The sequence below is a fragment of the Pseudomonas trivialis genome (assembly GCF_001439805.1).
Classification (GTDB): domain Bacteria; phylum Pseudomonadota; class Gammaproteobacteria; order Pseudomonadales; family Pseudomonadaceae; genus Aquipseudomonas; species Aquipseudomonas trivialis.
Genome location: NZ_JYLK01000003.1, coordinates 1 through 23,404, shown reverse-complemented (window position 1 = coordinate 23,404; position 23,404 = coordinate 1). Strand labels below are relative to the sequence as shown.

Genomic DNA, 23,404 nt, shown 5'->3' with positions numbered 1-23,404 from the left:
CCCACATGTTGAACAGTGCCAGCTCAGAACAGTTGGGTGAACAGCCAGTACAGGCTGCCCGACAGCAGAATTGCCGCTGGCAACGTCAGCACCCAGGCCATCAGCAGGTTACGGATGGTGCGCATCTGCAACCCACCGCCATTGGCCACCATCGTGCCCGCCACGCCCGATGACAACACGTGGGTGGTCGACACCGGCAACCCATACATATCGGCCGCACCAATGGTCAGCATCGCGACCATTTCCGCCGACGCGCCCTGGGCGTAAGTGAGGTGGGTCTTGCCGATCTTCTCGCCCACCGTCACCACGATGCGCTTCCAGCCGACCATGGTGCCCAGGCCCAGCGCGATGGCCACGGCGATCTTCACCCACAGCGGAATAAAGCGCGTGGAGTTGTCGAGCTGCTGTTTGAACAGTTGCAGCTTGTCTTGGGTATCGGCGTCGAAGTTGCCGACCTTGTCCTTGTCCATCAGGCGAATGGTTTCGCTGGTCAGGTACATGTCGTTACGCACGTTGCCGACCGCTTCGGCGGGGACTTTGGCGAGGGAGCCGTAGCCTTTTACTTCGTTACCGATGTGTCCGGTGAGGGCGGCCAGCGCCGGCACCAGGTCTGCGGTGGGTTCCTTGGTGCGCACGTAGGTAGAGAGGATCGGGCGCGGGTCGCCGGGCAGCGTCTGTGGCGCGCTTTTCACCAGCGCCGCCTGGGTCACCTCAGCCACCGCCGCGAACTGCAACGACTGTTCGACAGGCATGGCGCGGTTGAGGGCATAGGCCATCGGCAGGGTGCCGACCAGGATCAGCATGATCAGGCCCATGCCTTTCTGCCCGTCGTTGGAGCCGTGGGCAAACGACACGCCGGTGCAGGTGACGATCAGCATGCCGCGAATCCACCATGGCGGCGGGGCGTCGCCCTTGGGCGCCTTGTACAGCGCGCGATTCTTGACGAAGGCGCGCAGGGCCAGCAACAGCAGGGCGGCAAAGCCGAAGCCGATCAGCGGCGAAAGCAGCAGTGCGTAGCCGATCTTGATCGCTTGGCCCCAATCCACGCCGCTGCTGCCGTCACGCCCGTGCATCAAGGCATTCGCCACGCCGACGCCGATGATCGAGCCGATCAGGGTGTGGGAAGACGAGGCCGGCAAACCCAGCCACCAAGTGCCGAGGTTCCACAGGATGGCGGCGATCAGCAGGGCGAAGATCATCGCAAAGCCGGCCGATGAACCCACCTGCAAAATCAGCTCGACCGGCAGCAGGGCAATGATGCCGAACGCCACCGCGCCGCTGGAAAGCAATACGCCGAGAAAGTTGAAGAACCCCGACCACACCACCGCAAAGTGCGGCGGCAGCGAGTTGGTGTAGATCACCGTTGCGACCGCGTTGGCGGTGTCATGGAAGCCGTTGACGAATTCGAAACCCAGCGCAATCAACAACGCCACGCCCAGCAGCAGGAATGGCGTCCAGGTGGTGACAACGGCGCCCATCTCCTTCATGTCATGCATCAGGCTATAGGCGGTGAACAGCAGGCCCATGGCAAGCACGGCGAAAAACATGATCACGGTGATCAGGCCGGGTTTCTTGTCCAGCCGAGGTTTGGGGTCGGTGTGTGAGGCGGTGGTAGAGGCAGTCAGTGAAGGGGTGGCCATGCCGGAGCATCCTGTGTGATGAAGGATGCTGCCCATGATCATTACAAAATGTTACAGAGATGCTGCAACAGGTCAGTGTTCACGCGAATGAAAGTGCCACTTGTCCAGAACTCACTGCCAAACCCATGTGGGAGGGAGCAAGCCCCCTCCCACAGTTGATTGCATTGCAATCAGTAGTCCTTGCGCTTGCGGAACGCCCAGCGCCCGGCGATCAAGGTGAAGGTGGCCACCAGCGCCACGAGGATCCAGAAGCCTTCCGGGTCCTGGGAGAGCGGTACGCCGCCCACGTTCATGCCGAAGAAACCGGCGATGATGTTGATCGGCAACGCCAGCACCGTGACCACGGTGAGGGTGAACAGCGTGCGGTTGCTCTGCTCGTTGAGGTTGGCGGCGATTTCTTCCTGCAACAGCTTGATGCGCTCGCCCAGGGCCGTAAGGTCGTTGATGATCAGCGCGAACTCCTCGGTGGATTTGCGCAACTCTTTCACGTCTTCCTTTTGCAGCCATTGCGGCGGGCGGTTGAGCAGGCGCAGCAGCGAGCCCGGTTCCAGCGCCAGCAGGCGTTGCAGGCGCACCAGCACGCGGCGCGCGGCGCCGAGTTCGGCGCGGTTGGTGGCCAGTTGCGAGGACAGCAACTGGTCTTCGATATGGTCGACGCTGATGCTGGTCTTGCGCACGATCTGTGTCAGCACTTCGCCCTGGTCGCGCAGCAAATGCACCAGCAGCGCCAGCGGCGAGCGAAAGCCCTCACCGGCCTTGACCGAGGAGCGCAGCTTGTCCACCGAGTGCAGCGGTTGCAGGCGCGCGCTCACCAGCAGACGGCTGCGGGCGCACACCCACAAGGTGGAAATGTCCGACGACACCAGGCTGCTGAAGTTGAACACCACATCGTTGACCACCGCCAGCAAGGCCGAGTCCACATGTTCGATACGCGTGGAGCGCGAGCCTTCGTGCAGGGCTTCGAAGAATTCCTCGGGCAAGTCCAGGTGCGCCTGCATCCAGCGTTCGCACGCGGCGTGGGCCAGGTTCAGGTGCAACCACAGAAACTCGTCCGGGTCGGCGGGTTGTTGCAGGGCCTGCAGGGCGGTGGCGGAGTCGATCTGCTCGCCCTTTTCACCGGGGCGAAAACGAAAACCGTAAAGCAGGCCAAACAGGTCGGGGTCCTGGTGGCTGTGATCAATGCTGTGGTTCATGGAGTCTCGCAGGGAAAGCGCCTGTAGGACGTTTCACAGGTTCGCATGCGCGAATCATTGCAAGGCTGGATGACGATTTTGTGACGCTTTGAAAACTTGCTCAGCGCGTCTCCAGCATGAAGGTGAAGCGCGTCCCCGAATGCTCGCAGGTCGATACCTCCAGATCCCCGCCGTGGGCATCGGCAATTTGCTTGACGATATACAACCCCAGGCCCAAACCTGTTTGCGGGGCGTCGGTGACGGGGCGCGCGTACGGCTCAAACAGGAGGGGCAATGCCTGCTGGCTGATCTGCCCGGCGTTTTTTACCGTGAGCGTAAAGAGACCATGCTCGATCTTCGCCGTGACCTCCACAGGTCCCTCATGGCGCCCGTGATGGATGGCGTTGGCCACCAGGTTCGACAGTAACTGCGCCAGGCGTTCGCGGTCGCCGCGGACCCCACGCAGGTCGCCAATATCGGCGCGAATCACCCGCGTGGGATGCACGCTCTGTAGTTCGGACACCACGTGTTGCAGGGCGCTCTGCAATCCTTCGCAAGCGCTCAGGTGCAGCGCAATCCCGCTGCCCATGCGGCCTCGGGCAAAATCCAGCACGTCTTCGACCAACTGCGCGGCACGCCGGCCGCTGGTAAGAATGTGCCGCACCAGCGGGTCGGTGGCCGCTGACGAATGCTTGCGCAGCAGGCGCTCGGCGCTGAAGTTGATGGCGAACAAGGGGTTGCGCAGGTCATGGCCGAGCACCGCGATAAACTGCTCGCGCAGCTCTGCGGTGCCACGTTCTTCGTGCAGTTGCGCTTCGGTGTGTTGCAGGGTTTCTTCGGCTTCGATCTGCAGCGACAGTACCCGCGCAAACGACTCCATGGTGGATTGGATCGTGCTGTTGCGCAGGTTGGCGGGGTTGGGGTCAAGGGCGCAGATCGTGCCGAAAAACCGCCCGTCGGTGCGGAACACCGGCACCGAAATATAGCTTTCGAACTGGTAGATACGCGGCGTGTGATGGTCGTGATAAAGCGGGTCTTCACTGGCCTTGTCGATCACCACGGACACATGGGAACCGCGAATTTCGTGGCAGATGGTGGTGGTCAGGTCCAGCTCACCGCCGACCGCCAGGCCGAATTCCAGTTCGTCGCGCACCGCGCAGGCGGTCCAGGTGTCGTCAGTCACCCTGGCCACCGCAGCGAAGCGCAGGCCGGTCATGTCACTGATGACCTGAAGCATCGCGGGCACGGCGCTGATCCGGCCAATGGTGGCGATGTCGGCAGCTTTTTGTTCCATGCAGCAGCCTCTGTGCGCAGCGTGAAGGGCGTGGTTCCCTGCCCGATGCGGGGGATTTTAACGACCTTGGGTGTGGTGGGGGTAGTTTCATTTAATAAAGTAGGAATTTTCCTGCGCCCATAAAAAACCGCGCCACCCGAAGGTGGCGCGGTTTTTTCAGGATTTGACTCAGGTGTCTTGCTTGTTTTCCAGTACGGCACCGGTCTTGGCGTCGAGCTTTACTTCAAAGCGCTTGCCGGTGGTGTCGGTCAGGTCCACTTCGTAGACATACTGGTTGGCGACGCCGTGTTTGGTGTCCAGCTCCGTGTCGGTGATCGAAGCGCCAGGGTGAGTAGCCACGGCTGCTGCGTTGAGCTTGTCGAAAGGCATCACGGCGCCGGACTTGACCAGGCCTTCAATGTGATCCGGACGAACATCCGCCTGGGCCAGACCGGCAGTCAGGGTCAAGGCGGTGGCAGCGAACAGGGCAGTCAAAGTTTTCATGGTGTGTCCTCTTGGGTGAACTGTTTGAGTGGCGCCAGATTAACCAGCGCAACTTAATTCATCCTTAATGGCTCACTGACACCAATTCCTCAGTATTTATAGTCGTTGAGCAGGTCCTGCACGCTGGACGACGGCCAGCGCTTGTAGAACTTCAGCAGCTCGGCCGCGCGGTTGGTGAAGATGCCATCAACGCCGGCGTTCATCACTTTTTCGAAATCCACCGGCTCATCGACGGTGTAGACGTGCACCAGCAGGCCTTTGTCGTGGGTCAGCTTGTTCATTTCCGGTTTCACCAGGTCGGTGTAGCTCTGGTCACCGTGATGGGTCAGCTCGGCCGAAGGGCCGGTGCCAATGGCGCCAAGGTCCTTGGCCTGATCGACCCATTTTTCGAACTCGGCGGCGTCTTTCGGCGCTTGCTTGGCGTAGTAGGCGGCCTTGGTCGGCTCGCCGGATTCGGCGAAGGTCTGTTTGGATTTGGGCTCAATGCTGCCTTCACCCACCCACAGCAGCAGGATTTTCGGCGTGTTCGGCATTTCCTTTTGCAGCTCTTTGAGGCTCGACACCTCGAAGGTTTGCAGCACTACGCGGCCCTTGCCCTGGCCGACGCCGGTGTTGCTCTTGCCCAGTTTGGAGCCGGCGGAACTCAGCCAGCCCTTGTCCAGCAGTTTGGTTTTGAGGTCGGCTTCGATGCCCGGGAATTGCTTGGGCTCCTTGGTCTCGATGTACAGGCCGGGTTTGTGCTGCGGGTTGCCTTCGGCGATCTTGATGATGTCGTCCAGGCTCTGGATTTTCAGGCCAACGAAGCCCGGGCGGGCGCGGTCCGGGTAAGCGGCGTTGAACCAGCTGCCGGCGTCGAGGGTTTGCAGTTCTTTCCAGGTGAACTCGTTGGCCGGCGCGTCTTTGCGCTCGGGGAACTTGGTGGCCACGTCGGTGGTGCGCTGCAGGTTGTTGTCGTGCAGGGCGAACAGCACGCCGTCCTTGCTGCGCTGCAGGTCCATTTCCAGGTAGTCGGCGCCCAGGTCGCGCGCGACCTTGTAGGCAGCGGCGGTGGATTCGGGGGCATCGTAAGAAGCCCCGCGGTGGGCGATGACGGCCGGGTAGGGGATGCCTTCGTTTGTCGCCAACTCGGCCGGGCTGATCGAGTCGGCTGCCTGCGCCTGGCCAAGACCGAGCATCAGTGCGAGCAGCAAAGCGCTCTTGGAAAACGTGACAGGCATAAGCGAAGTCCTTTCGTGGAGGTAACTTGAGAAGGCTTCCTTTTTAACAAGTGATTGTGAACGGCGCTATCACCAAACCGACATTAACGTGCGCGGGGGGTGTTTTATGGTCTTTCTTGACCCGGTGAAGATCAAATTGTGGGAGGGAGCAAGCCCCCTCCCACAGATGGATGCATTTCAGACTGAAAAGGCGTAAGCCCTTTCGACCTTGCACACGCGCGTATGAAACGCCGAATACCAGCTGGCGCGTCCTTGCTCGCGTACCTGCGTGTGCTCGGCGTGGTGCTTCCACGCCAGAATTGCCGCTTCGCTGCGCCAATACGACACCGTAATCCCCAGCCCGTCCTCGCGCGCCGATTCCACGCCCAGGAACCCCGGTTGTTCGCGGGCCAGTTCCAGCATGCGCAGGGCTGCCTGGCCATAACCCGGGTCCCCCTCGCTGCGCAGTGAGCTGAAAATCACCGCGTAGTAAGGCGGCGCGGGTGTGTTGGCAATCATGTCGCCAGCGCCTGGCAGGCCTTGAGCAGCGCCATCGCCAGGGGCGGCGTGGTGCCTGTGAGCGCCGCGCGTTCGGGCTGGAACAGCGTGGCGACGAAGAACGGGTGGTTCAGCAGTTCGACGGCGCGCGGCTCGCCGGCGGCGTCGTGGCCGCTGGCAATCAGATCGCCTTCCAGCAATGCACTTTCGAAGGCGGGGTTGATGCCGTAGCGGCAGCGGTAGCCTTCTTCGAGATCCAGTTGGCCGTAGGCATCGGCGATGCGGGTGTGGGGGACCAAACGTATGGTGTCGATCGCCTCCACCAACGCGCAGCCAAGCGGAGTAATCACCGCACGCTGGGCATCCGGCGCCAGTTCACCGTGTTCGGCATCGGCCCAGCCCAGTACATGGCGGGCATATTCGAGCACCGCGTGCTGAAAACCGCCGCAGGTGCCGAGGAAAGGGCGCTGCTGTTCGCGGGCAAAACGCACCGCGCGCAAAGCGCCTTGCGTGTCGCGGTAGGGGCTGGCGGGGACGCACCAGAACCCGTCGAAACCCTGTAACAGGGCCGTGGAGGTGAGCGTGTCGGTGGCCAGCCATTCGACGTGCACCGTCAGGCCCAGGGCCTGGGCGGCCTGTTGCAGCGCGAGCGGGATCGCCTGGTGCGCGATCACATCCGGGTTGTAGTCGCCGATCAGGGCGATGTGCAGAGCAGTGGTTTTCATCAGAGGCATCCCATGGCTTGTTGTGTCCTGAAACGCACTATAGATTGGCGCTCACGCAATCAAAATTGGCGTTTGCCCACATGCTCAATGCAGCCACGCACTATCAAATCGACTACACCGACCTTTCCCTGATCCTGGCGCTGGTGCGCGGCGGCAGCCTGGCGCGGGCGGCGGCGTTGTTGCGGGTGGATGTGTCCACGGTGTTCCGCGCGGTGCGGCGGCTGGAGGCGGCGCTGGGGCAGACGCTGTTTGAAAAAAGCCGCGCCGGTTACCTGCCCACCGGCCTGGCGAGCAGCCTGGCGCAACAGGCCGAACGTGCCGAGCAGGCCCTGGAAGCTGCGCGCATCGGTGTGGAGCAGGGCGGCGAAGTGATCAGCGGCACGGTGCGCCTGACCTGCACCGACTCCGTGCTGCAAAGCCTGCTGCTGCCGGCGCTGGCGCAGTTCATGCCGGCTTACCCGGCGCTGACGCTGGAGCTGAGCACGTCGAATGATTTTGCCAACCTCAGCCGCCGCGATGCCGACATTGCCCTGCGCCTGACCCGCACGCCGCCGCAGCACCTGGTAGGACGCAACCTGGGCAGCGTGGCGTATCGGGTGTGTGCCAGCGCCGATTATGCGCGCCGGCACGCGGGCCGCGCGTTGGCCGAGCTGGACTGGATCGCGCCGGATGATTTCCTGCCCGATCACCCCACCGTGGCCTGGCGCCGCGAGCACCTGCCGGGTGTGCGCCTCAGTTACCGCTGCAACAGCATGCTGTCGGTGACCGAACTGGTGCGAGCCGGGCTTGGGGTGGCGGCCTTGCCGGACTTTTTACTGGACGCGCACCTGCAACCCCTGGGCCCTGCGCTGGCAGGGCACGATACCGCGCTATGGCTGTTGACGCGCCCGGATTGCCGGGCATTGCGTTCGGTGGTGACGCTGTTCGAGCAGTTGGGGCAGCACGTGCCCGGAGCGAGGCCCAACTGAGGTAGGCAGTGCAGCAATTCCCAATGTGGGAGCAAGCTCAAATGTGGGAGGGGGCTTGCTCCCGATCGCGGTGTATCAGCAAACACAGGAATCACTGACCCACCGCGACCAGGAGCAAGCCCCCTCCCACATCAGGCACCGTTTGGCGGATCAAGCACATCAAGTGCTCAGTTGCTGACCCGCTCACCCGCAAACGCGCTCACCGCCTGCACCGCCTCGCTGGTGCCCTGGCGAATCTGCAGAATCACCGTGCCGGCGCGGTTGGCCAGGTCCACGCCAAGGGCTGCGCGGTCGCGGGTGCCGTCCATGCTGTCGATGGCCTGGCGGGTCTCTTCCTGAATCATGGCGATCATGCCGGATATTTCCATGGTCGAACCGCTGGTGCGGGCCGCCAGTTGCCGGACTTCATCGGCCACCACCGCAAAACCGCGCCCCTGTTCGCCGGCCCGTGCCGCCTCGATGGCCGCATTGAGGGCCAGCAGGTTGGTCTGGTCGGCAATCGCGCGAATGGTGTTGACGATGGCGGTGATCTGCTGCGAACGCTCGCCCAGTTTGGCGATCAGTTGCGACGAGCCGTCGATGTCCGCGGCAATTTCGCGCATGCCACTGGCCGATTGCTGAATCACCTCGGCGCCTTGTTCCGCGATGTCGCGGGTGCTGACGGAGATGTGATACGCCTGCGCCGCACTCGCGGCGTCGGCGGCATGTTGTTGCACGCGGGCGGTGATGTCGGAGGCGAATTTCACCACCTTGCACAGGCGCCCGCTGGCGTCGTACACCGGGTTGTAGTTGGCCTCGAGCCACACGGTCTGGCCGTTTTTGTCGATGCGCTCGAACTGGCCGCTGAACAGCTCGCCCTGGTTCAGGCGTTTCCAGAAATCGGCATAAGCCGCACTGTTGGCCGACTCCTGGGTGCAGAACAGGCGGTGATGCTTGCCCTGAATCTGCGCCAGGCTGTAGCCCATGCGCGCGAGGAAGTTCGCGTTGGCGGTGATGATGGTGCCGTCGAGGTTGAACTCGATCACCGCCATGGCGCGGCCGATGGCTTCGAGTTTGGCGTTGGCCTCGCTTTCGGCCTGCAAGCGCGGGGTCACGTCCAGGGCGTACTTCACCACTTTGATCACATTGCCCGCGTCATCGCGCACCGGGTTGTAGCTGGCCTCCAGCCACACCGACTGACCGTTGCTGCCCAGCCGCTCGACGGTTCCGGACTGAAACTGGCCATTGCGCAGTTGGCTCCACAGCTGGCTGTACTGCGCGCTGCGGGCAAATTCGGGTGTGCAGAACAGGCGGTGCGACTGGCCGACGACCTGCTCGGCGCGGTAGCCCATGGTGTGCAGAAAGTTGGCGTTGGCCCGCAGCACGGTGCCTTGCAGGTCGAATTCGATCACCGCCATGGAGCGCTCGATGGCGTCGAGCAGGCTGGATTGCTGGGCAAGGGTGTGTTGCAGCGCAGCGATGGTTTTTTTGTGGGCGTTGAATAGCATGTGCAGTGCTCGGACAAGCAACGTCGGGAGTTATCCATGGATTGGCGCCTGCCCCGTTTGGCGCTTGGCCTACGGCGGACGTGCTCATTGTCGACTTCCTGATGCCGACAGAAGGTGGAACGGGTCTATGAGTGATCAGCCTGACAACAAGTTCGCCTCAGGGGCAGGACCTTTTTTGGGAAGGTGACCGGTGATGGCATTATGCTTCCGCTGCAGTGCTACGAAAGAAGATTCTGACGAGGTGTCGTACGACGACTTCAGGCGAACTGTGCAATCACCTGATCGCTCACCCTGACCCGGTTGCGTCCGGTGTCCTTGGCGTCGTACAGCGCCCGGTCCGCGGCGTTCAACCAGAGGGAGGCGTCGGTGAAAAAGGGCTCGAAACTCGCCAGGCCGATGCTCAGGCTGACCCTTAATTCGGGGATCTGCGGGTGGCGGTAATCGCTGAAGGTCTTGCGCATGGACTCCATGATCTGCGCGGCTTCGGCCAACGGCATTTGCGGAAGAATCACACAGAACTCGTCGCCACCGTAACGCCCGGCCAAGTCGTTTTCCCGCAGCTTGCGTCGCAGCTCCAGGCTCAGCTCGCGCAGCACCGTATCGCCGACGATATGGCCGTGGGTGTCATTGATCTGCTTGAAGTGGTCGATATCGATCAGCGCAATGGTGGCCTGGCTGCGCTGCTGCTGGCACTCATGGAACTTGAGGTGCAGCAGGTCTTTCCAGGAACCATGGTTGAGCAGGCCGGTGAGGCTGTCAGTGCGGCTCAGGGCGCCGAGGGCGCGTTTGTGTTCCGACAGCTTGATCGCCAATTGGTAGCAGACCATACCGATGGCCATGGGGTAGAGCGTCAGCATCGGCAGGCAGCTGTAGACCTGAAGCAGGCTCACATCGGGATTGAAGCGCACACCGAACAACAACCACGCCACTGCGATGCCCATGCCCTGGGCCAGCACGCCGCGCAGGAACAGACGTTTGCCGCCGGCCGCGAAATTGTTCATGGTGATCATCGACAGGATGGTCACCGTGGTGAGCGGCGTGAACTGCGCGGCGGCGACCCAGAAGCCGCCGAGCACCGAGTCGTACAGAAAGTTGCGCTGTTCAGCCTGGTAGGGAAATTGCGAACGGGTAGACAGCTGGTACGCCAAGTGCCCCCATATCAAGCCGTTGACCAGCAGAAACGCCCACACCCAGACCGGCATGGCCAGCGGGTACAGAGCGCCAGTGACACTGATGCAGCCAACAGCCAGGCCGATAATCCTGGGTTGGTAGATACGCCTGGCAAATGAAAGTCCTTTGCCTCGTCTGTTTTCCATAAATTCCTGGCCCGGCTGATTTTTTACAGGTACGGCGGCGCGCGTTCGCTGGATCAACCGTTGATCGGATAATGCCCGGGAATATTGTCAGTTATTTGTAAAGGAATAATCAGTGGCCTTGGAGGCCATTTGCGCAAACCCGGTGACGAATGCGCCAAAAGCGACCTTGTATGTCGCTTATGGCACAGTGCCGGTGAGGTGAGCGGGGCGGACTTCGTAGCCCGCGAGGAACAGATCGATGGCCGACTCGATCACGCGGGCCTGTTCGGCCGCGCCCAGAGTAGGTTGGCCGAGGGTGATCTGCGGCCAGAACGCGAAGGACTTGAGCAGGCTCTGGATCTGGTGCGCGGCGAAGACCGGGTCGCTGCAACTGAGCCGGCCATCGTCCCGGGCGGCGCGCACCCATTGGGTAAAGCCTTCTTCACGCATGCTCAGGCGGTTGACCATGTCCTGCGCCCGCTCCGGTGAATGGATGGTGGCGGCGATGGCCACACGCGCCAGGTCGAGGAAGTTGGCGTCCGCCATCATCTGCATCTTGGCGGCGAGCAAATCGCGCAGTTGCTCACGCAGCGGGCGGTCGCCAGCGTAGCTGACGTCGAGTTGCGCGACGCTGCTGGCCCAGAGTTGATGGAGGATCTCGGCGAACAGCTCCTCTTTGCTGGGAAAGTGGTTGTACACCGTGCGCTTGGAGACGCCAGCGGTGGCGGCGATCCTGTCCATGCTGGTGACCTCGAACCCGTTGGCGCGAAACTCGGCGATGGCCGCCACCACGATGGCTTCGCGCTTGCGGTCGGTGAGGCGTTGGGGGGCAGTCATGGCGGGCGTTCGGCTCCGAGAGAAATTACACTCGGCAGTTTACTTGCTCCGGGTTTTGTTGCAATCTTGAAACTACACTGTGCAGTGTAATTTTCCCGCAGTTCGCAGGAGCTTTGTTGTAATGGCCACGACTTCAACCCAAGACACCGCGCCTGCCGAGCAGGCACAGGGGCAATTCAACAACGGCACTCGGGTGCCCCACGGCGGGTTTGGCAAAACCCTGGGCATCTTCTGGAAGATGTTGTTCCACAAGCCGCGCAATACCCGGCCAGTGGGGCAGATCCCGGTACAACCCTTGACGCGTGAGCAACTGCTGGCCGCACCCGACCACAGCGTGTTTCGCCTGGGGCATTCCACCGTGTTGCTGAAGATGCGCGGCAAGTTCTGGCTCACCGACCCGGTGTTTGCCGAGCGCGCCTCGCCGTTCAGTTGGGCCGGGCCCAAGCGGTTTCATCAGCCGCCCATCAGCCTTGCCGCGCTGCCGCCGCTGGAGGCGGTGATTCTGTCCCACAACCATTACGACCATCTGGACCGCAAGGCGGTCACCCAACTGGCCGACAAGACCCGTTACTTTCTGGCACCGCTCGGCGTGGGCGACACCCTGGTCAAGTGGGGAGTAGACGCTGGCAAAGTGCGGCAATTGGACTGGTGGGAAGGGGCGGACGTGGAGGGCATTCGTTTCGTCGCCACGCCCGCCCAGCACTTTTCCGGGCGCGGGCTGTTTGATAGCAACCAGACTCTGTGGTGTTCCTGGGTAATGATCGATGCCGCGCGGCGCATTTTCTTCAGTGGCGACACCGGCTATTTCGACGGTTTCAAACGCATCGGCGAGCAATACGGCCCGTTCGACCTGACGCTGATGGAAACCGGCGCCTACAACGTCGACTGGCCCCATGTGCACATGCAACCGGAGCAAACCCTGCAGGCCCACATCGACCTCAAGGGCCGCTGGCTGCTACCGATTCACAACGGCACATTCGACCTCGCTTTCCACGCCTGGCACGAACCCTTCGACCGCATCATGGCCCTGGCCTGGGAGCACAACGTGTCGATTACCACGCCTGCAATGGGGCAGCCGTTCAGCCTGAACCAGCCGGAGCGCGGGCACGCGTGGTGGCTGGAGGTGGAGACTGCGCAAGCTCAGGCGCACGTCTCCAACTGAGGTAAAGGGCCGTTTCGGAAATGGCTTTTCAAGGTGTTTCAGCGCTGCCACAAGCGTTGGAGGACAGTGCATGATCGCCCGGAATTTTACTCTCTGGGAGTCTGCTTCGATGGATGACGGCGGTAGGAAAAACGTTCAACTGGGTACGCATTTTCGGGGGCCGACCTCGTCCTTCGCATCGGCGGAGCCTGTCGGCCTGGCGGCGTCCAAGCGTCACTCCCACGCTGGAGAAAGCTGCCTGAGCGGCATCATCTTCGGTGACGAACACGCCGAAGGCACTGTGTTCATACCCGGCTATAACGCCGTGGCCCCTATGATCAGGCCGGCACGCGATCCTGCGTTGTCGTTGGTCGCGTTGAGTGGTATCGACCCTTCCGAGCCGGTGATGGTAGAGGTGCCTCTGGTGCTGAATAACACCACGTTCACCGCTACGCCACTGTTGGCGGGGTGGCGTATCGGTTATGTAGACCGTTATGTGCGCGGCGAGCATACAGAGCCCGCGCAACAAAGCCCGGCCCTGTGCAGAGCGTTCGACATCCTGCGCCAGGCCGGCGCGCAGTGGGTGGCAGTGGACGCGCAACAAGCGGATGACAGCCTCCACTTCAGCCTGCGCAATCGCAATGAAATTGATGAACTGATGGCGGACTATCGGCTTGATGCGGTGGTGTCGGACGACCGGCGTGCAGCGTTTCATGGCGACAGCCCCAGCGATTACCCTCGTGTCTGCGAAGTGCTGGAAGACGGCACACAGCTCTGGTTTTTTGCCTCGCGCAGGTCGCGCGCTTCGTTGAGTCTGCTGGTGCGGGCTTTTCGGCAAGGGCGTGCGGCGTAATTACGGTGCCCGTTGAATTCTCCTGCGTTGTGCAGGTGAAGGGTACTAAGGCCTTGGAGGAGCGGTTTTTTTAGACTGGCGAACGGATCAGCGTTGATCCTTCGTTATTTCTGACCCCAGGAGAGGCATCATGGTTGGTATTGCTTTCGGTTTGAGTTCTATTGTCGGGCGAGTGGCGCAATTTATTGCGGCTTCAACGGCCCCGGTTCCCAAACCTGCGCCGGCGGGCACCGAGTATCTGAGTGTCAGCGCATTGGGCGAGCAAATGGCCAGGCCAGGCGGTCTGACCTCGGTTGATCTGATCAGTCACCTGCAGGCGCGTATTGGGCAACTGGATCCCACGCTTCATTCGGTCATCGAGCTCAACCCGAAGGCATTGGAAACCGCGCACGCGCTGGACCTTGAGCGGGCCAGTGGCAAGGTACGTGGACCACTGCACGGCATTCCCGTTTTGCTCAAGGACACGATCGAAACTGACACCATGCAAACCAGTGCGGGCGCCTTTGGGCTGGTGGGAGAGGTTGCCGACAAGAATGCACCCATCGTCGCCGGGCTCATCGAACAGGGCGCGGTGATCCTGGGTAAGACCAATATGTCCGAACTGGCCGGTTTTCGCGGCGGTCCCGATGGCTGGAGTGCGCGGGGCGGGCAAACCCTAAACCCGCATCACCCGGAGGCCGACGTCGGGGGTTCCAGCTCCGGCTCTGCCGCTGCGGTGACGGCAGGGCTGGCACCGCTGGCGGTCGGCGCTGAAACCAATGGATCGATCATCGTGCCGGCGGCAAAGAACGGCGTGGTGGGGCTCAAGCCCAGTGTGGGACTGCTCAACCGCCAAGGGATTATTCCGGCCAGCCAACGCCAGGATACGCCTGGTCCAATAGGGCGCTCGGTGTTTGACACGGCGTTGATGCTCAACGCTATGTCCGGCATTGACACGAGCGACCCGCAAAGCGTTGGCGCTCCGCAAGGTATCGATTACACCGCGCTGCTGGTTCCGGATGCGTTGAAGGGCAAGCGCATCGGCTATCCGGCAACGTTTACTGTAAACGGTGAACCTGAAGCGGTGGAAAACAGCGCGCAATTTGCCAGGGCGCTTGAAGTGCTTGGCGAGAAAGGCGCGATATTGGTTGCGATCAACATGCGACTGGCAGACGGCTCACGTTATGGCGAACTGCTCTACTCGGATGTAAAAGAAGAGTTGGGTGCCTACCTGGCAGGGCGCCGGGGGTTGCCGGTGAGATCGCTTACCGAACTGATCAAGTTCAACGAAGATCGCGACGGCAAGGATACCGAGCACCAGCCGGCGCTAAAGGAAGTCAGTGCATCCACCCTGACCCCGCAGCAACGCAAGGCGCTTTGGGACGAGACACTCCAGGATTTTCGCAGCACGATAGATAAACCGATCAACGCGCAAAAGCTTGACGCGGTGGTCGCGGATTTCGAGACAAACAGCTACTTCGCCGTCGCCACTGCCGGATACCCTGGCATCACGGTGCCTTCCGGCACGGACGAAAACGGACTGCCTACCAGTGCCTATTTTTTTGGCACCCGCTGGTCCGAGCCAACCTTGCTCGCCGTGGCACATGGCTATGAACAGGCATCACAGGCCGCTACCCGTCCCAAGCCTCAAGCACTCGATTGATCACGTGCCGTAATGCGTGGCGGGTTTATGGAATTGCAGGGCCCATGCAGCGCTACCGTTACCAGATATTGGAAGGCGGCAGCCGCCATGCAAACAGCATGGCATTTCTGACCTGGACCGCGCGCTACGATGGCAGCAACCACGGCCTGCGCAGTTTTCGTCGGCATGAACGCGGGTTGAAACCGCCGAAGTGTCCGGTTATTCGATTGGATACTATGCACCATTCGGTTGAGGGGTTGATGAGTCAATTGACGACGCTGTTGAACTCATGAACCGCGAAAGAATGCCTGGGGCGGCCGGCTCGGTCGCGACGGTATCAAACCGGCGCACACTCATCCCCCACCCCGGCGCAAACCCCGGGAAGAACACCAGGCCTTCAGCCTCCAACCGAAACGCCAGCGCCAGGCGCACCTCATCGTCCACCTGCGCGCAACTTTCAAACTGTTGCACCGACGCCACCGAAACCCCGGCCTGGCGGGCCAGGTCTTCGTGGCTCCAGCCCAGCATGGCACGGGCCTGTACGCTGTGTTTGGCGGTGAATTGGTGCAGGACGATCTGCTGGTCTACGAACGAGCTCATTGCCAGAGAGGACATGAGGTTTCTCCAGGATTTGACGGGAAGGCAAACTATACTGGTTTTTTGTACAGTTTTTTGTGCCGTTCATCTACTGGGCAAATGCGCCGTGCGCCACGCGCGACTGCTTAAAACGTCTGCAGCCCCGGCGCTTCCCGAATAATCAGATGATCCAGGTTCTCGATATTCGCGCTGAACACCCCGAACGTCTGCTCGGGGTTCTTTTTGCTCGGCACCTGTTTCAGCTCCGGCGTCACGCCGTAGAAGAAGCAATACAACGCCCGCTCACTGCTCGCCGCCGCCTTGATCTGCTCCAGGAACGCCGTGCGCTTGCGGTAGTTCTCGATGAGTTTTTTGCTCAGGTACACGTTGACCGAATACGGCTTTTTATCGAGCCACACCTTCTTGTCGAAGTCGATGCGAAAGCTGCTGGTGTAGTCCTTGATGGCCTTGACCTTGCCCCAGTAGATCAGGCCCTTGTTGTCCTGCAGGTATTCGATCTTCTTGAAAAACGTCCAATAGGTCGCGGTGTGCTCGCCGATCTTCAGCGGCATCGCCTTGAGCCGGTCCTTGTCGTCGATGTTCGACACGTAGCATTCCACCGGGTGGGCGAACACGCTGGTCTTGTCCGGGGGGGTGTCGCTTGAACTCACGGGCAGGCTGACGCGGTTGGCGGGCGGGTTCGCAGGCGCCGGCAAGGCCTGCCCCTGGCTGACGGCCGCTGGCGTTTTGCGCGGGTAGCTGCGGCGGGTCAACACAAACTCCGAGGGGAAATTATCCTCGCGCGTGTCGTCGCTTTCTCCGCTCGCGGCCTTGTGCAGGCTGGCATAGCGACAGCCGTCGATATGCTGGGTTCCGGTCCTGTTCTTGAAGTGAGGCGTGCGCAGGTAGTTGACGTTTTTCGCGTTGAACGTGGCCAGCGTATTGCCCACCTCGAACGCCGCCCGGCATGCATCGTTGGGGCACAGGAAGCTGTCCTTGTCGGAATCGTAGGCGGCGGTTTCGTCGAAATTCAGGTCCCGCACGTCGTAGATCGACAGCTTGTCATCGAGACTCAGGCTATAGGCCGTAGCGAACTTCATGGGGCTCGGGTCCGTGAGAGGGATAGCCCGATACTACGCAACTATCAGACTGACGCAGAGCAAAAATGCGGGAGGCTCCGCCAAGTCTTCGACTTAACGCTGTCGCGCAGCAAACTGGAGCCTATGGGGCGAGCGGGCTTGCCCCGCGTTGGGGTGCGCAGCGCCCCCGATCAAGGGAAACACGGTGTACCTGACGCTGCCCGGAGCACGCTTTTGGGGCTGCTGCGCAGCCCAACGCAGGACAAGCCTGCTCGCCACAGGAATGTGGCTGCCTGGAATTTCAGGTTTTAAATCAAAAGTTATTTTGTGTTTGATAAGCGCTGTCGAGCCCCGGCGGGGCAGCGATGGGATCGCTTCGGTCCACCGCTAGCCCCCACCTTGCGCATCAACGCTGCAACCGCGGCCGCCGCTTCTTCTTCGCATGAAAATGCCGAAAATGCGCATCCTGCGCCGCCGCCAGCAACTCGCGATCCCCGCGCGTGTCGCCCCAGGCCCTGAGCCGATAGGCCCCCAGGTCCCCATAGACCGCCTCAAGGCGCAGCACCTTGTTCTCGCAGCGGCAATTATTCCCCGTGAGCTTGCCGGTCAGCACGCCGTCCACCACCTCAAGCTCGGTCCCGATCAAGCGGATCCCCAGCCGATCGGCAAATGGCTGCAACACCAACGCCGGCGACGCCGAACACAGCGTCACCACCGCCCCCGACCCCAACTCCTGCTCCACCGACAACACACCCGCCGGGCGCATCAACCGCGCCCAATTGCGCTGGCAATACTCCTCGGCCTTGCGCTGCACCCACGTCTTCTCCACCCCGGCCATAAAGGTGCGGATCAACTGCGCCTTCAACTCATCCCGACTGATCTGCCGCACCAGAAAGCGCAGCCCCGGTACCGCCAGCTTCACAATGCGGCCATAGAACGCGCCCGTGCCGAAAGCGAACTTGAGAAAAGGCACGAAACTGTCGTGGTGGGTGAGGGTGCCGTCGAAGTCAAAGACAGAGAGTACTTTGGCGTCAGCGGGGCCGGCTTCGAGCATGTCTGGGTTCACGGGTGGTCCTTGATCAGGTGGAGCGGGTTCTCATACCGTTGTGACTGATCTCCATTGTGTGGGTTCAGGCTGATAACGGTGATGCGATTCAGATCAGCCAAAGGGACTGTTGCTGTTCTTCTGCTGGTGATCATCCGAGGGAGTTTACCCGGTCGCGCATAGGAATGAACGTCGGAAGGTATCCGGCATTGTTACAGCGCGGACCAGGAAGAGCGCGTTGGTGGTCCGCCCGAACGCCAGCTCGGACGGACCACTTGGGTGATTCAGCGTGTCGAATGACCCGCAGATTGGAAATATTCAGCTACCTTTTGCAGCCAAGTCTTGCTCGGTGGAACGCGTCGACGAGTCCTGTTGAGCAGCAGATACGGCATATCCCGCAACCGAATCCAGCCTTCATCCTGCCAATGCAGCAGACTCAGCGACATCTCCGGCCAATCCAGCAAGCTCAGCATTGGGCGGTCTGTAGACCGTGACTGTTGCCCATCTCGCAAGGTTGGCACGACCTGGTGAGTCAACCACGCCCGCAGCAGACGATGCCCAGGCACGTAGTGATACACCAGTAACGCATACACGCCGGACTCGCTGATCATCAGCATGTTCTCGGGCTGTCCGTGATAGCGGATTTCCAGCGTTTGTCGTTGATCCTCATCCAGCTTGCTGACTTTGCGCTCGTCCAGGTAGAGGCCAGTCAGCCGGCCAAGGTCGCGAGCACAAAACCAAGGCTGGTTCTCCAGGAGCAGCGCGTGCAGTTGCAGATTGTGGCGGGTGAAAACGATAGGTTCATGCATGACACACCTCCGGGCCGGAGCGTGTTTGAGAGATGGTGCTGCTGCGAACATGCTTCGCAGTGGATGCAAAGTATCCAGACATTTCCGTTACCTCTGGTTGCTTTCTTAGGGCATGCGTTAGGGTGTCGGGAGCTAAGAAACCCACCAGAGACGGGCCGGACATATTTCCCTTTCGGGTCTTGTATTCGCCCACTCCCGACATAACGGGGATTTTTCACAGGCGTTGAGAAACCGCTGGCGAAAAAAAGCCGCATGGCTGTCGGGTGCGGAGGGCCGCTCTGGTTTCTGGAGTTTCTTAGGCTCGGGGGGTGAGCGTATGACTATAGGTATTTCGCGTCAACCAGTTATAAAACTCAAAAATATCAATACGTGAGGGTTAATCCGCAGTCCGAGAAGGTGAAGGTTTACTGTTCATCTATACAGTTATAGTGTATGGATGAGGTGGGCGGGCATTGGTCGCATTACGTGTTTCCTCCGACGTTCGAACCGGCAGGAATTCATTTACTTTAGGTGCTTAAGGGATAGAATGGTGACCATTCGTCACAGATTTGACCCAGAGGAATTTCGCAAATGAATCTTTTTGAAACATCCCATTTTGAAGTGGGGGGCGGAGCGGGTTCGGACGCCAGCGAGGTGGACCCACACTCCACTACTGATCTAATGTTGATTCATAAATTGCTGGAAATTTTTGACCAACGACAGATTGCTGAATTTCTTAATGACGTCAGTCCGAGCAAGTGGTGCCGTGAAACAATAAACCGTTGGATCAAGGGCAAGGCGTCCCCAACGCTCTCGCACATCGAGTTCACTCGACTGGAGGCTTTGCTACCCAAACGTTTGAACCACAATCCATCCTTCACCTTCATTGATCTTTTCGCAGGGATTGGAGGCATAAGGAAGGGATTTGAGGCTATCGGTGGCGAATGTTTATTCACCTCTGAGTGGAATAAATATGCCGTAAAGACCTACAAGGCGAATCACTTTTGTGATCCGAAGCGCCATCGTTTCAATCTAGATATTCGTTCGATCACCCAATCTGACAAGCCCGAAGTGAGCGATGAAGATGCATATAAAAATATTAATCGCGAGATTCCTGACCATGATGTCCTGCTGGCCGGTTTTCCTTGTCAGCCGTTTTCTCTAGCTGGTGTCTCCAAGAAAAACTCATTAGGCCGTAAGCATGGCTTCGAATGTGAGACTCAAGGTACTCTGTTTTTTGACGTTGCCAGGATTATAGCTGCAAAGCGGCCCGCAGCTTTTCTGCTTGAAAATGTCAAGAATTTGAAAAGTCACGATAAGGGTAATACGTTCCGGATCATTTGTGAGGCGCTTGACGAACTGGGTTATGAGGTGGCGGACGTGAACGCGCCTAAAGGTTCAGATCCCAAGGTCATCGACGCGAAGCATTTTGTACCGCAGCATCGTGAGCGAATTGTGCTGGTAGGTTTTCGTCGTGATCTTGATGTTCACCAAGGTTTTACTCTGCGTGAAATCAGCAAGTTGATTCCGAAACAACGACCTCGCTTTGGTGATTTACTTGACAAACAAGTCGACGATAAATACGTCCTTACTCCGAAGCTCTGGGACTATCTCTATAGATATGCAGAGAAGCACCGGCAGAAGGGAAATGGTTTTGGTTTTGGTCTAACTCGCGCGAACGATGTGGCTCGTACTTTATCCGCGAGATACCACAAAGATGGCTCGGAAATTTTGGTTGATCGTGGGTTTTTGGAAAGTCTGGATTTTAATAATGAGCTCAATCAGATGAATCGTCCACGTCGGCTTACTCCTCAGGAGTGCTCTCGCTTGATGGGGTTCGATAAGCCCGGAGAAAGTAACTTTGTTATACCTGTGTCTGATACCCAAGCTTATCGGCAATTTGGTAACTCTGTAGCTGTGCCGGTATTTGAAGCGGTTGCCAAGTTAATGAAAGGCAGAATTCTAGAGGCGAAGAAAAAATTAATGGAAATGTCAAAAGTTTAAGAAGTTATTTTATGGATTTATTTGTGTTATGGCTTCATTGTTTGAGCATTAACTGGCGTTACTAAATGATAGATGTCGTGAACGGATCTACTCGCTCTCGAATGATGGCGGGCATTAAAGGCAAGAATACAAAGCCGGAGCTTTTAGTCCGTCGATACCTCCATCTTCGTGGATACCGCTTTCGACTTCATCGAAATGACTTGCCAGGTAAGCCAGATTTGGTACTTCCGAAGTATAAGCTCGTCATTTTTGTGCACGGATGCTTCTGGCATATGCACTCAGATTGTTTTTATTCAAAGCTGCCAGCTACTAGAGTGGAATTTTGGAAGGATAAGCTCGTGGGGAATGTGGCGCGAGATCAGCTTCATGTTTCACGACTTAACTTAATGGGTTGGCGAGTGATTGTAGTATGGGAATGCGGCTTGAAGTGTATTCAGGAGCAATTTCATGAAGTCGTAGAGATGATTGAGTCGAATGTGGATTTCATGACTTGGCCTACAACGCCGCCACGCCAAAAAAATGGTCTGACGTAGCAAGGGACTACCGGATTTTTATCTGCTTATAAGGAGGCGTGAATATGGGGGATTTGAGAGGTATCTTCACGGACGTGGGAGCTAAATATTTAACAAAAGTTGATGTGGGTAAGCAGCATGAAATAGGATCAAATAATTTCACTCAAATGCTTGGGGATCCGGGTTCTCAAAAGATTCCCTTTGAATGCATGGTTTTATACATTGATGAGGAATTGGAAAGTCCTATCGTGGTTAGTAGTACCATGACTTGGTATGATACTAGGCTGTCGCAGCCTGGCCGCAATCCTGAATTTAGGCTCTATTATAAAAAAAGTGATGTTTCCGAACGAATTCGTGAGGGCGACTTCTGTCTTGTGGCCATTAGACCAGATAAAACACTTTTGATAGTTTTTACGCCTGCCAACTCAACCGTAGAGCAACAGCTTCGCTGGCTTTTTGGAATCGCAGATTTACCTGAAAAAGGCTTCGGTCTAAAAGAGGTTGATTACTCACGAAAAGTTTCAATTGTCGAAGCCGTAATCTTGGAAGCGTTGGGTGTCGAAGTCCGTCAGGATGATGAAAACTGGCTAGATACGATATTAAATAAGTTTGGTGCGAGTTTTCCGAAAACTCATGTTTTTAGCGAGTTTGCCAGAGCGACTTGTCCCTGCGAGGTCTCTGCAGCACGCGATCCAGATTTGGCTCTGCTCAAATGGATTGAACACGAGGAGATGTTGTTTCGCACTCTCGAACGTAAAATAGTTCAAGAGCAGTTGGATTCCGGGTTTGGTGACGTAGACCATTTTGTGAAATTTTCGTTAAGTGTACAAAATCGAAGAAAATCACGTATTGGACATGCGTTGGAGCATCACTTGGCGGCAGTGTTCCACGCGAATGAGCTGAGGTTTGAAAGGCAAGTTGTTACGGAACATCGGTCAACAGCTGATTTTTTGTTTCCTGGTTATGATCAATATCACGACTCGCTCTACCCTGCGAAACAACTGTTTATGCTGGCGTCAAAATCTACATGCAAGGATCGTTGGAGGCAGGTGCTTTCTGAAGCGGAAAGGATTCGCCCAAAACATCTGCTAACACTTGAACCTTCAATTAGCGCCCATCAGACTTTTGAAATGAAAGAGCATGGTTTGCAGCTTGTAGTGCCTTCCAGTTTAAGGGAGACATATAAGAATTCTCAGAGGGGTTGGTTGTTGGATATTCAAGAGTTTATTGATCTGGTTCGCACTCATGGTGCTGGATAGTATAATGGGTTTATAGTGGCCATGTAATGGCTCTTGTGTTCGTGTTGTGATAACCTATGATATGAGGCTGGGTGGAGTTTTGTAGGTGTCCGCTTTTTCAGTTATTTTTTTAAATTGGCAAGGATTAGCTATGAATTTTGGAGCGGTCAGATTTAAAGTTTCATGTCTTAAAACACTCACAGCGGTTGAAGCTGATCCTGATAGATCTAATCAGCATGAGTTTAATGGTGTGAGAGAGCTTAAAGACCTGTTTGGAGATGCTCGGTTTTCAGCAACTGCAATGTTCTCGGTACGAGGCTCAGCTGAAACTTGCCGGGCAAGTATAACTTGGTATGACGCGCGTGAGGCACACCCCTCTCGTACCGAGCACCGGCTTTACTTTGAAACCAATATTGTCATGAAGCAGGCGGAGGAGGGTGATAATATTGTTGTCGGCTATGACGTTAACGACAAACTCAATATTGTTTTGCTTAAAAGACAGGCGCCCGACCATGTTATTCATAGAGGTTGGGCCAAGGTTTGATTTTAATAAAAGCCACCTTTTAGGTGGCTTTTTATTATTGATTGAATCAATCCCAGCTCAACGCACCACCAGTCTGATATTCAATAACCCGAGTCTCAAAGAAGTTTTTCTCTTTCTTCAAATCCATAATCTCGCTCATCCACGGAAACGGGTTGGTCGTGCCTGGATACTCTTCCTTCAACCCAATCTGCGACAAACGACGGTTAGCAATGAACTTGAGGTAATCCTCCATCATCGCCGCATTCATCCCCAGCACCCCACGCGGCATGGTATCCCGCGCATATTCAATCTCCAGCTGCGTCCCCTGCAGAATCATCTGGGTCGCTTCTTCCTTCATCTCGGCATCCCACAGGTGCGGGTTTTCGATTTTGATCTGGTTGATCACGTCGATACCGAAGTTCAGGTGCA

Annotated in this window: 23 protein-coding genes; 8 read left to right on the top strand and 15 right to left on the bottom strand. The window is 58.3% G+C overall.

The genetic code is table 11. The features are described from left to right. Positions 1–23: 23 nt before the first annotated feature. From TU79_RS05565 to TU79_RS05535, 7 genes are all read right to left on the bottom strand, one after another. The gene (locus TU79_RS05565) at positions 24–1,640 is read right to left on the bottom strand and encodes an inorganic phosphate transporter (protein WP_057007088.1); all 1,617 of its coding nucleotides are present in this window, start codon (positions 1,638–1,640) and stop codon (positions 24–26) included. A 170-nt stretch (positions 1,641–1,810) separates the two neighbouring features. Then, positions 1,811–2,833, bottom strand: coding sequence for a transporter (locus TU79_RS05560; RefSeq protein WP_057007087.1), 1,023 nt, complete (start codon positions 2,831–2,833; stop codon positions 1,811–1,813). Positions 2,834–2,933: 100 nt separating this feature from the next. Further along, positions 2,934–4,106: a GAF domain-containing sensor histidine kinase gene (locus tag TU79_RS05555; protein ID WP_057007086.1), complete on the bottom strand. Its 1,173-nt coding sequence runs from the start codon at positions 4,104–4,106 to the stop codon at positions 2,934–2,936. A gap of 168 nt (positions 4,107–4,274) precedes the next feature. After that, positions 4,275–4,589, bottom strand: a complete 315-nt coding sequence (locus TU79_RS05550) for a PepSY domain-containing protein (protein WP_057007085.1) — start codon at positions 4,587–4,589, stop codon at positions 4,275–4,277. 89 nt (positions 4,590–4,678) lie between these two features. Beyond that, on the bottom strand, positions 4,679–5,806 hold the full coding sequence (locus TU79_RS05545) for a glycerophosphodiester phosphodiesterase family protein (RefSeq protein WP_057007084.1): 1,128 nt from the start codon (positions 5,804–5,806) through the stop codon (positions 4,679–4,681). Positions 5,807–5,983: 177 nt separating this feature from the next. Next, complete coding sequence (locus TU79_RS05540; protein ID WP_057007083.1) at positions 5,984–6,304, bottom strand: antibiotic biosynthesis monooxygenase family protein; 321 nt, start codon at positions 6,302–6,304, stop codon at positions 5,984–5,986. Beyond that, positions 6,301–7,008: a CTP synthase C-terminal region-related (seleno)protein gene (locus tag TU79_RS05535; RefSeq protein ID WP_057007082.1), complete on the bottom strand. Its 708-nt coding sequence runs from the start codon at positions 7,006–7,008 to the stop codon at positions 6,301–6,303. The genes TU79_RS05540 and TU79_RS05535 overlap by 4 nt, the downstream gene beginning before the upstream one ends. Positions 7,009–7,088: 80 nt before the next feature. Between TU79_RS05535 and TU79_RS05530 the strand changes: the two genes are divergently transcribed. Then, positions 7,089–7,976 carry a LysR family transcriptional regulator gene (locus TU79_RS05530; RefSeq protein WP_057007081.1) on the top strand — a complete coding sequence of 296 codons (888 nt, stop codon included), beginning with the start codon at positions 7,089–7,091 and terminating at the stop codon, positions 7,974–7,976. Between the two features lie 167 nt (positions 7,977–8,143). On the opposite strand, the gene TU79_RS05525 is transcribed toward TU79_RS05530, so the two are convergent. From TU79_RS05525 to TU79_RS05515, 3 genes are all read right to left on the bottom strand, one after another. Beyond that, positions 8,144–9,463, bottom strand: coding sequence for a methyl-accepting chemotaxis protein (locus TU79_RS05525; protein ID WP_057007080.1), 1,320 nt, complete (start codon positions 9,461–9,463; stop codon positions 8,144–8,146). A 257-nt stretch (positions 9,464–9,720) separates the two neighbouring features. Next, positions 9,721–10,779, bottom strand: a complete 1,059-nt coding sequence (locus tag TU79_RS05520) for a diguanylate cyclase (RefSeq protein WP_057007079.1) — start codon at positions 10,777–10,779, stop codon at positions 9,721–9,723. A 177-nt stretch (positions 10,780–10,956) separates the two neighbouring features. Next, the gene (locus tag TU79_RS05515; protein WP_057007078.1) at positions 10,957–11,595 is read right to left on the bottom strand and encodes a TetR/AcrR family transcriptional regulator; all 639 of its coding nucleotides are present in this window, start codon (positions 11,593–11,595) and stop codon (positions 10,957–10,959) included. Between the two features lie 121 nt (positions 11,596–11,716). On the opposite strand from TU79_RS05515, the gene TU79_RS05510 reads away from it, so the two are divergent. From TU79_RS05510 to TU79_RS05500, 3 genes are all read left to right on the top strand, one after another. Beyond that, the gene (locus TU79_RS05510) at positions 11,717–12,757 is read left to right on the top strand and encodes an MBL fold metallo-hydrolase (protein ID WP_057007077.1); all 1,041 of its coding nucleotides are present in this window, start codon (positions 11,717–11,719) and stop codon (positions 12,755–12,757) included. 70 nt (positions 12,758–12,827) lie between these two features. Beyond that, entirely contained in the window at positions 12,828–13,589 is a 762-nt protein-coding gene (locus tag TU79_RS05505) for a hypothetical protein (RefSeq protein ID WP_231986869.1), read from the top strand. Positions 13,590–13,719: 130 nt separating this feature from the next. Continuing rightward, positions 13,720–15,231, top strand: a complete 1,512-nt coding sequence (locus TU79_RS05500) for an amidase family protein (protein WP_057007076.1) — start codon at positions 13,720–13,722, stop codon at positions 15,229–15,231. A gap of 213 nt (positions 15,232–15,444) precedes the next feature. On the opposite strand, the gene TU79_RS05495 is transcribed toward TU79_RS05500, so the two are convergent. From TU79_RS05495 to TU79_RS05480, 4 genes are all read right to left on the bottom strand, one after another. After that, complete coding sequence (locus TU79_RS05495; protein WP_057007075.1) at positions 15,445–15,825, bottom strand: helix-turn-helix domain-containing protein; 381 nt, start codon at positions 15,823–15,825, stop codon at positions 15,445–15,447. A gap of 107 nt (positions 15,826–15,932) precedes the next feature. After that, the gene (locus TU79_RS05490) at positions 15,933–16,886 is read right to left on the bottom strand and encodes a hypothetical protein (protein ID WP_057007074.1); all 954 of its coding nucleotides are present in this window, start codon (positions 16,884–16,886) and stop codon (positions 15,933–15,935) included. 385 nt (positions 16,887–17,271) lie between these two features. Next, complete coding sequence (locus tag TU79_RS05485) at positions 17,272–17,919, bottom strand: HAD-IB family hydrolase (RefSeq protein WP_003237904.1); 648 nt, start codon at positions 17,917–17,919, stop codon at positions 17,272–17,274. 275 nt (positions 17,920–18,194) lie between these two features. After that, positions 18,195–18,719 carry a BRO-N domain-containing protein gene (locus TU79_RS05480; RefSeq protein WP_057007073.1) on the bottom strand — a complete coding sequence of 175 codons (525 nt, stop codon included), beginning with the start codon at positions 18,717–18,719 and terminating at the stop codon, positions 18,195–18,197. A 570-nt stretch (positions 18,720–19,289) separates the two neighbouring features. On the opposite strand from TU79_RS05480, the gene dcm reads away from it, so the two are divergent. From dcm to TU79_RS25050, 4 genes are all read left to right on the top strand, one after another. After that, positions 19,290–20,702, top strand: coding sequence for a DNA (cytosine-5-)-methyltransferase (gene dcm, locus TU79_RS05475; protein WP_057007072.1), 1,413 nt, complete (start codon positions 19,290–19,292; stop codon positions 20,700–20,702). A gap of 65 nt (positions 20,703–20,767) precedes the next feature. Next, a complete protein-coding gene (locus TU79_RS25055; protein WP_082638374.1) occupies positions 20,768–21,235 on the top strand; it encodes a very short patch repair endonuclease in 468 nt (155 codons plus the stop codon). A gap of 44 nt (positions 21,236–21,279) precedes the next feature. Continuing rightward, positions 21,280–22,473: a type II restriction endonuclease gene (locus TU79_RS05470; RefSeq protein WP_057007071.1), complete on the top strand. Its 1,194-nt coding sequence runs from the start codon at positions 21,280–21,282 to the stop codon at positions 22,471–22,473. A gap of 85 nt (positions 22,474–22,558) precedes the next feature. Next, positions 22,559–22,996 carry a hypothetical protein gene (locus TU79_RS25050; protein WP_197675631.1) on the top strand — a complete coding sequence of 146 codons (438 nt, stop codon included), beginning with the start codon at positions 22,559–22,561 and terminating at the stop codon, positions 22,994–22,996. 46 nt (positions 22,997–23,042) lie between these two features. Here the strand turns inward: TU79_RS25050 and TU79_RS05460 are convergent. Then, positions 23,043–23,404: ribonucleotide-diphosphate reductase subunit beta (locus TU79_RS05460; protein ID WP_178087838.1), on the bottom strand; the 362-nt coding region annotated here is incomplete at its 5' end.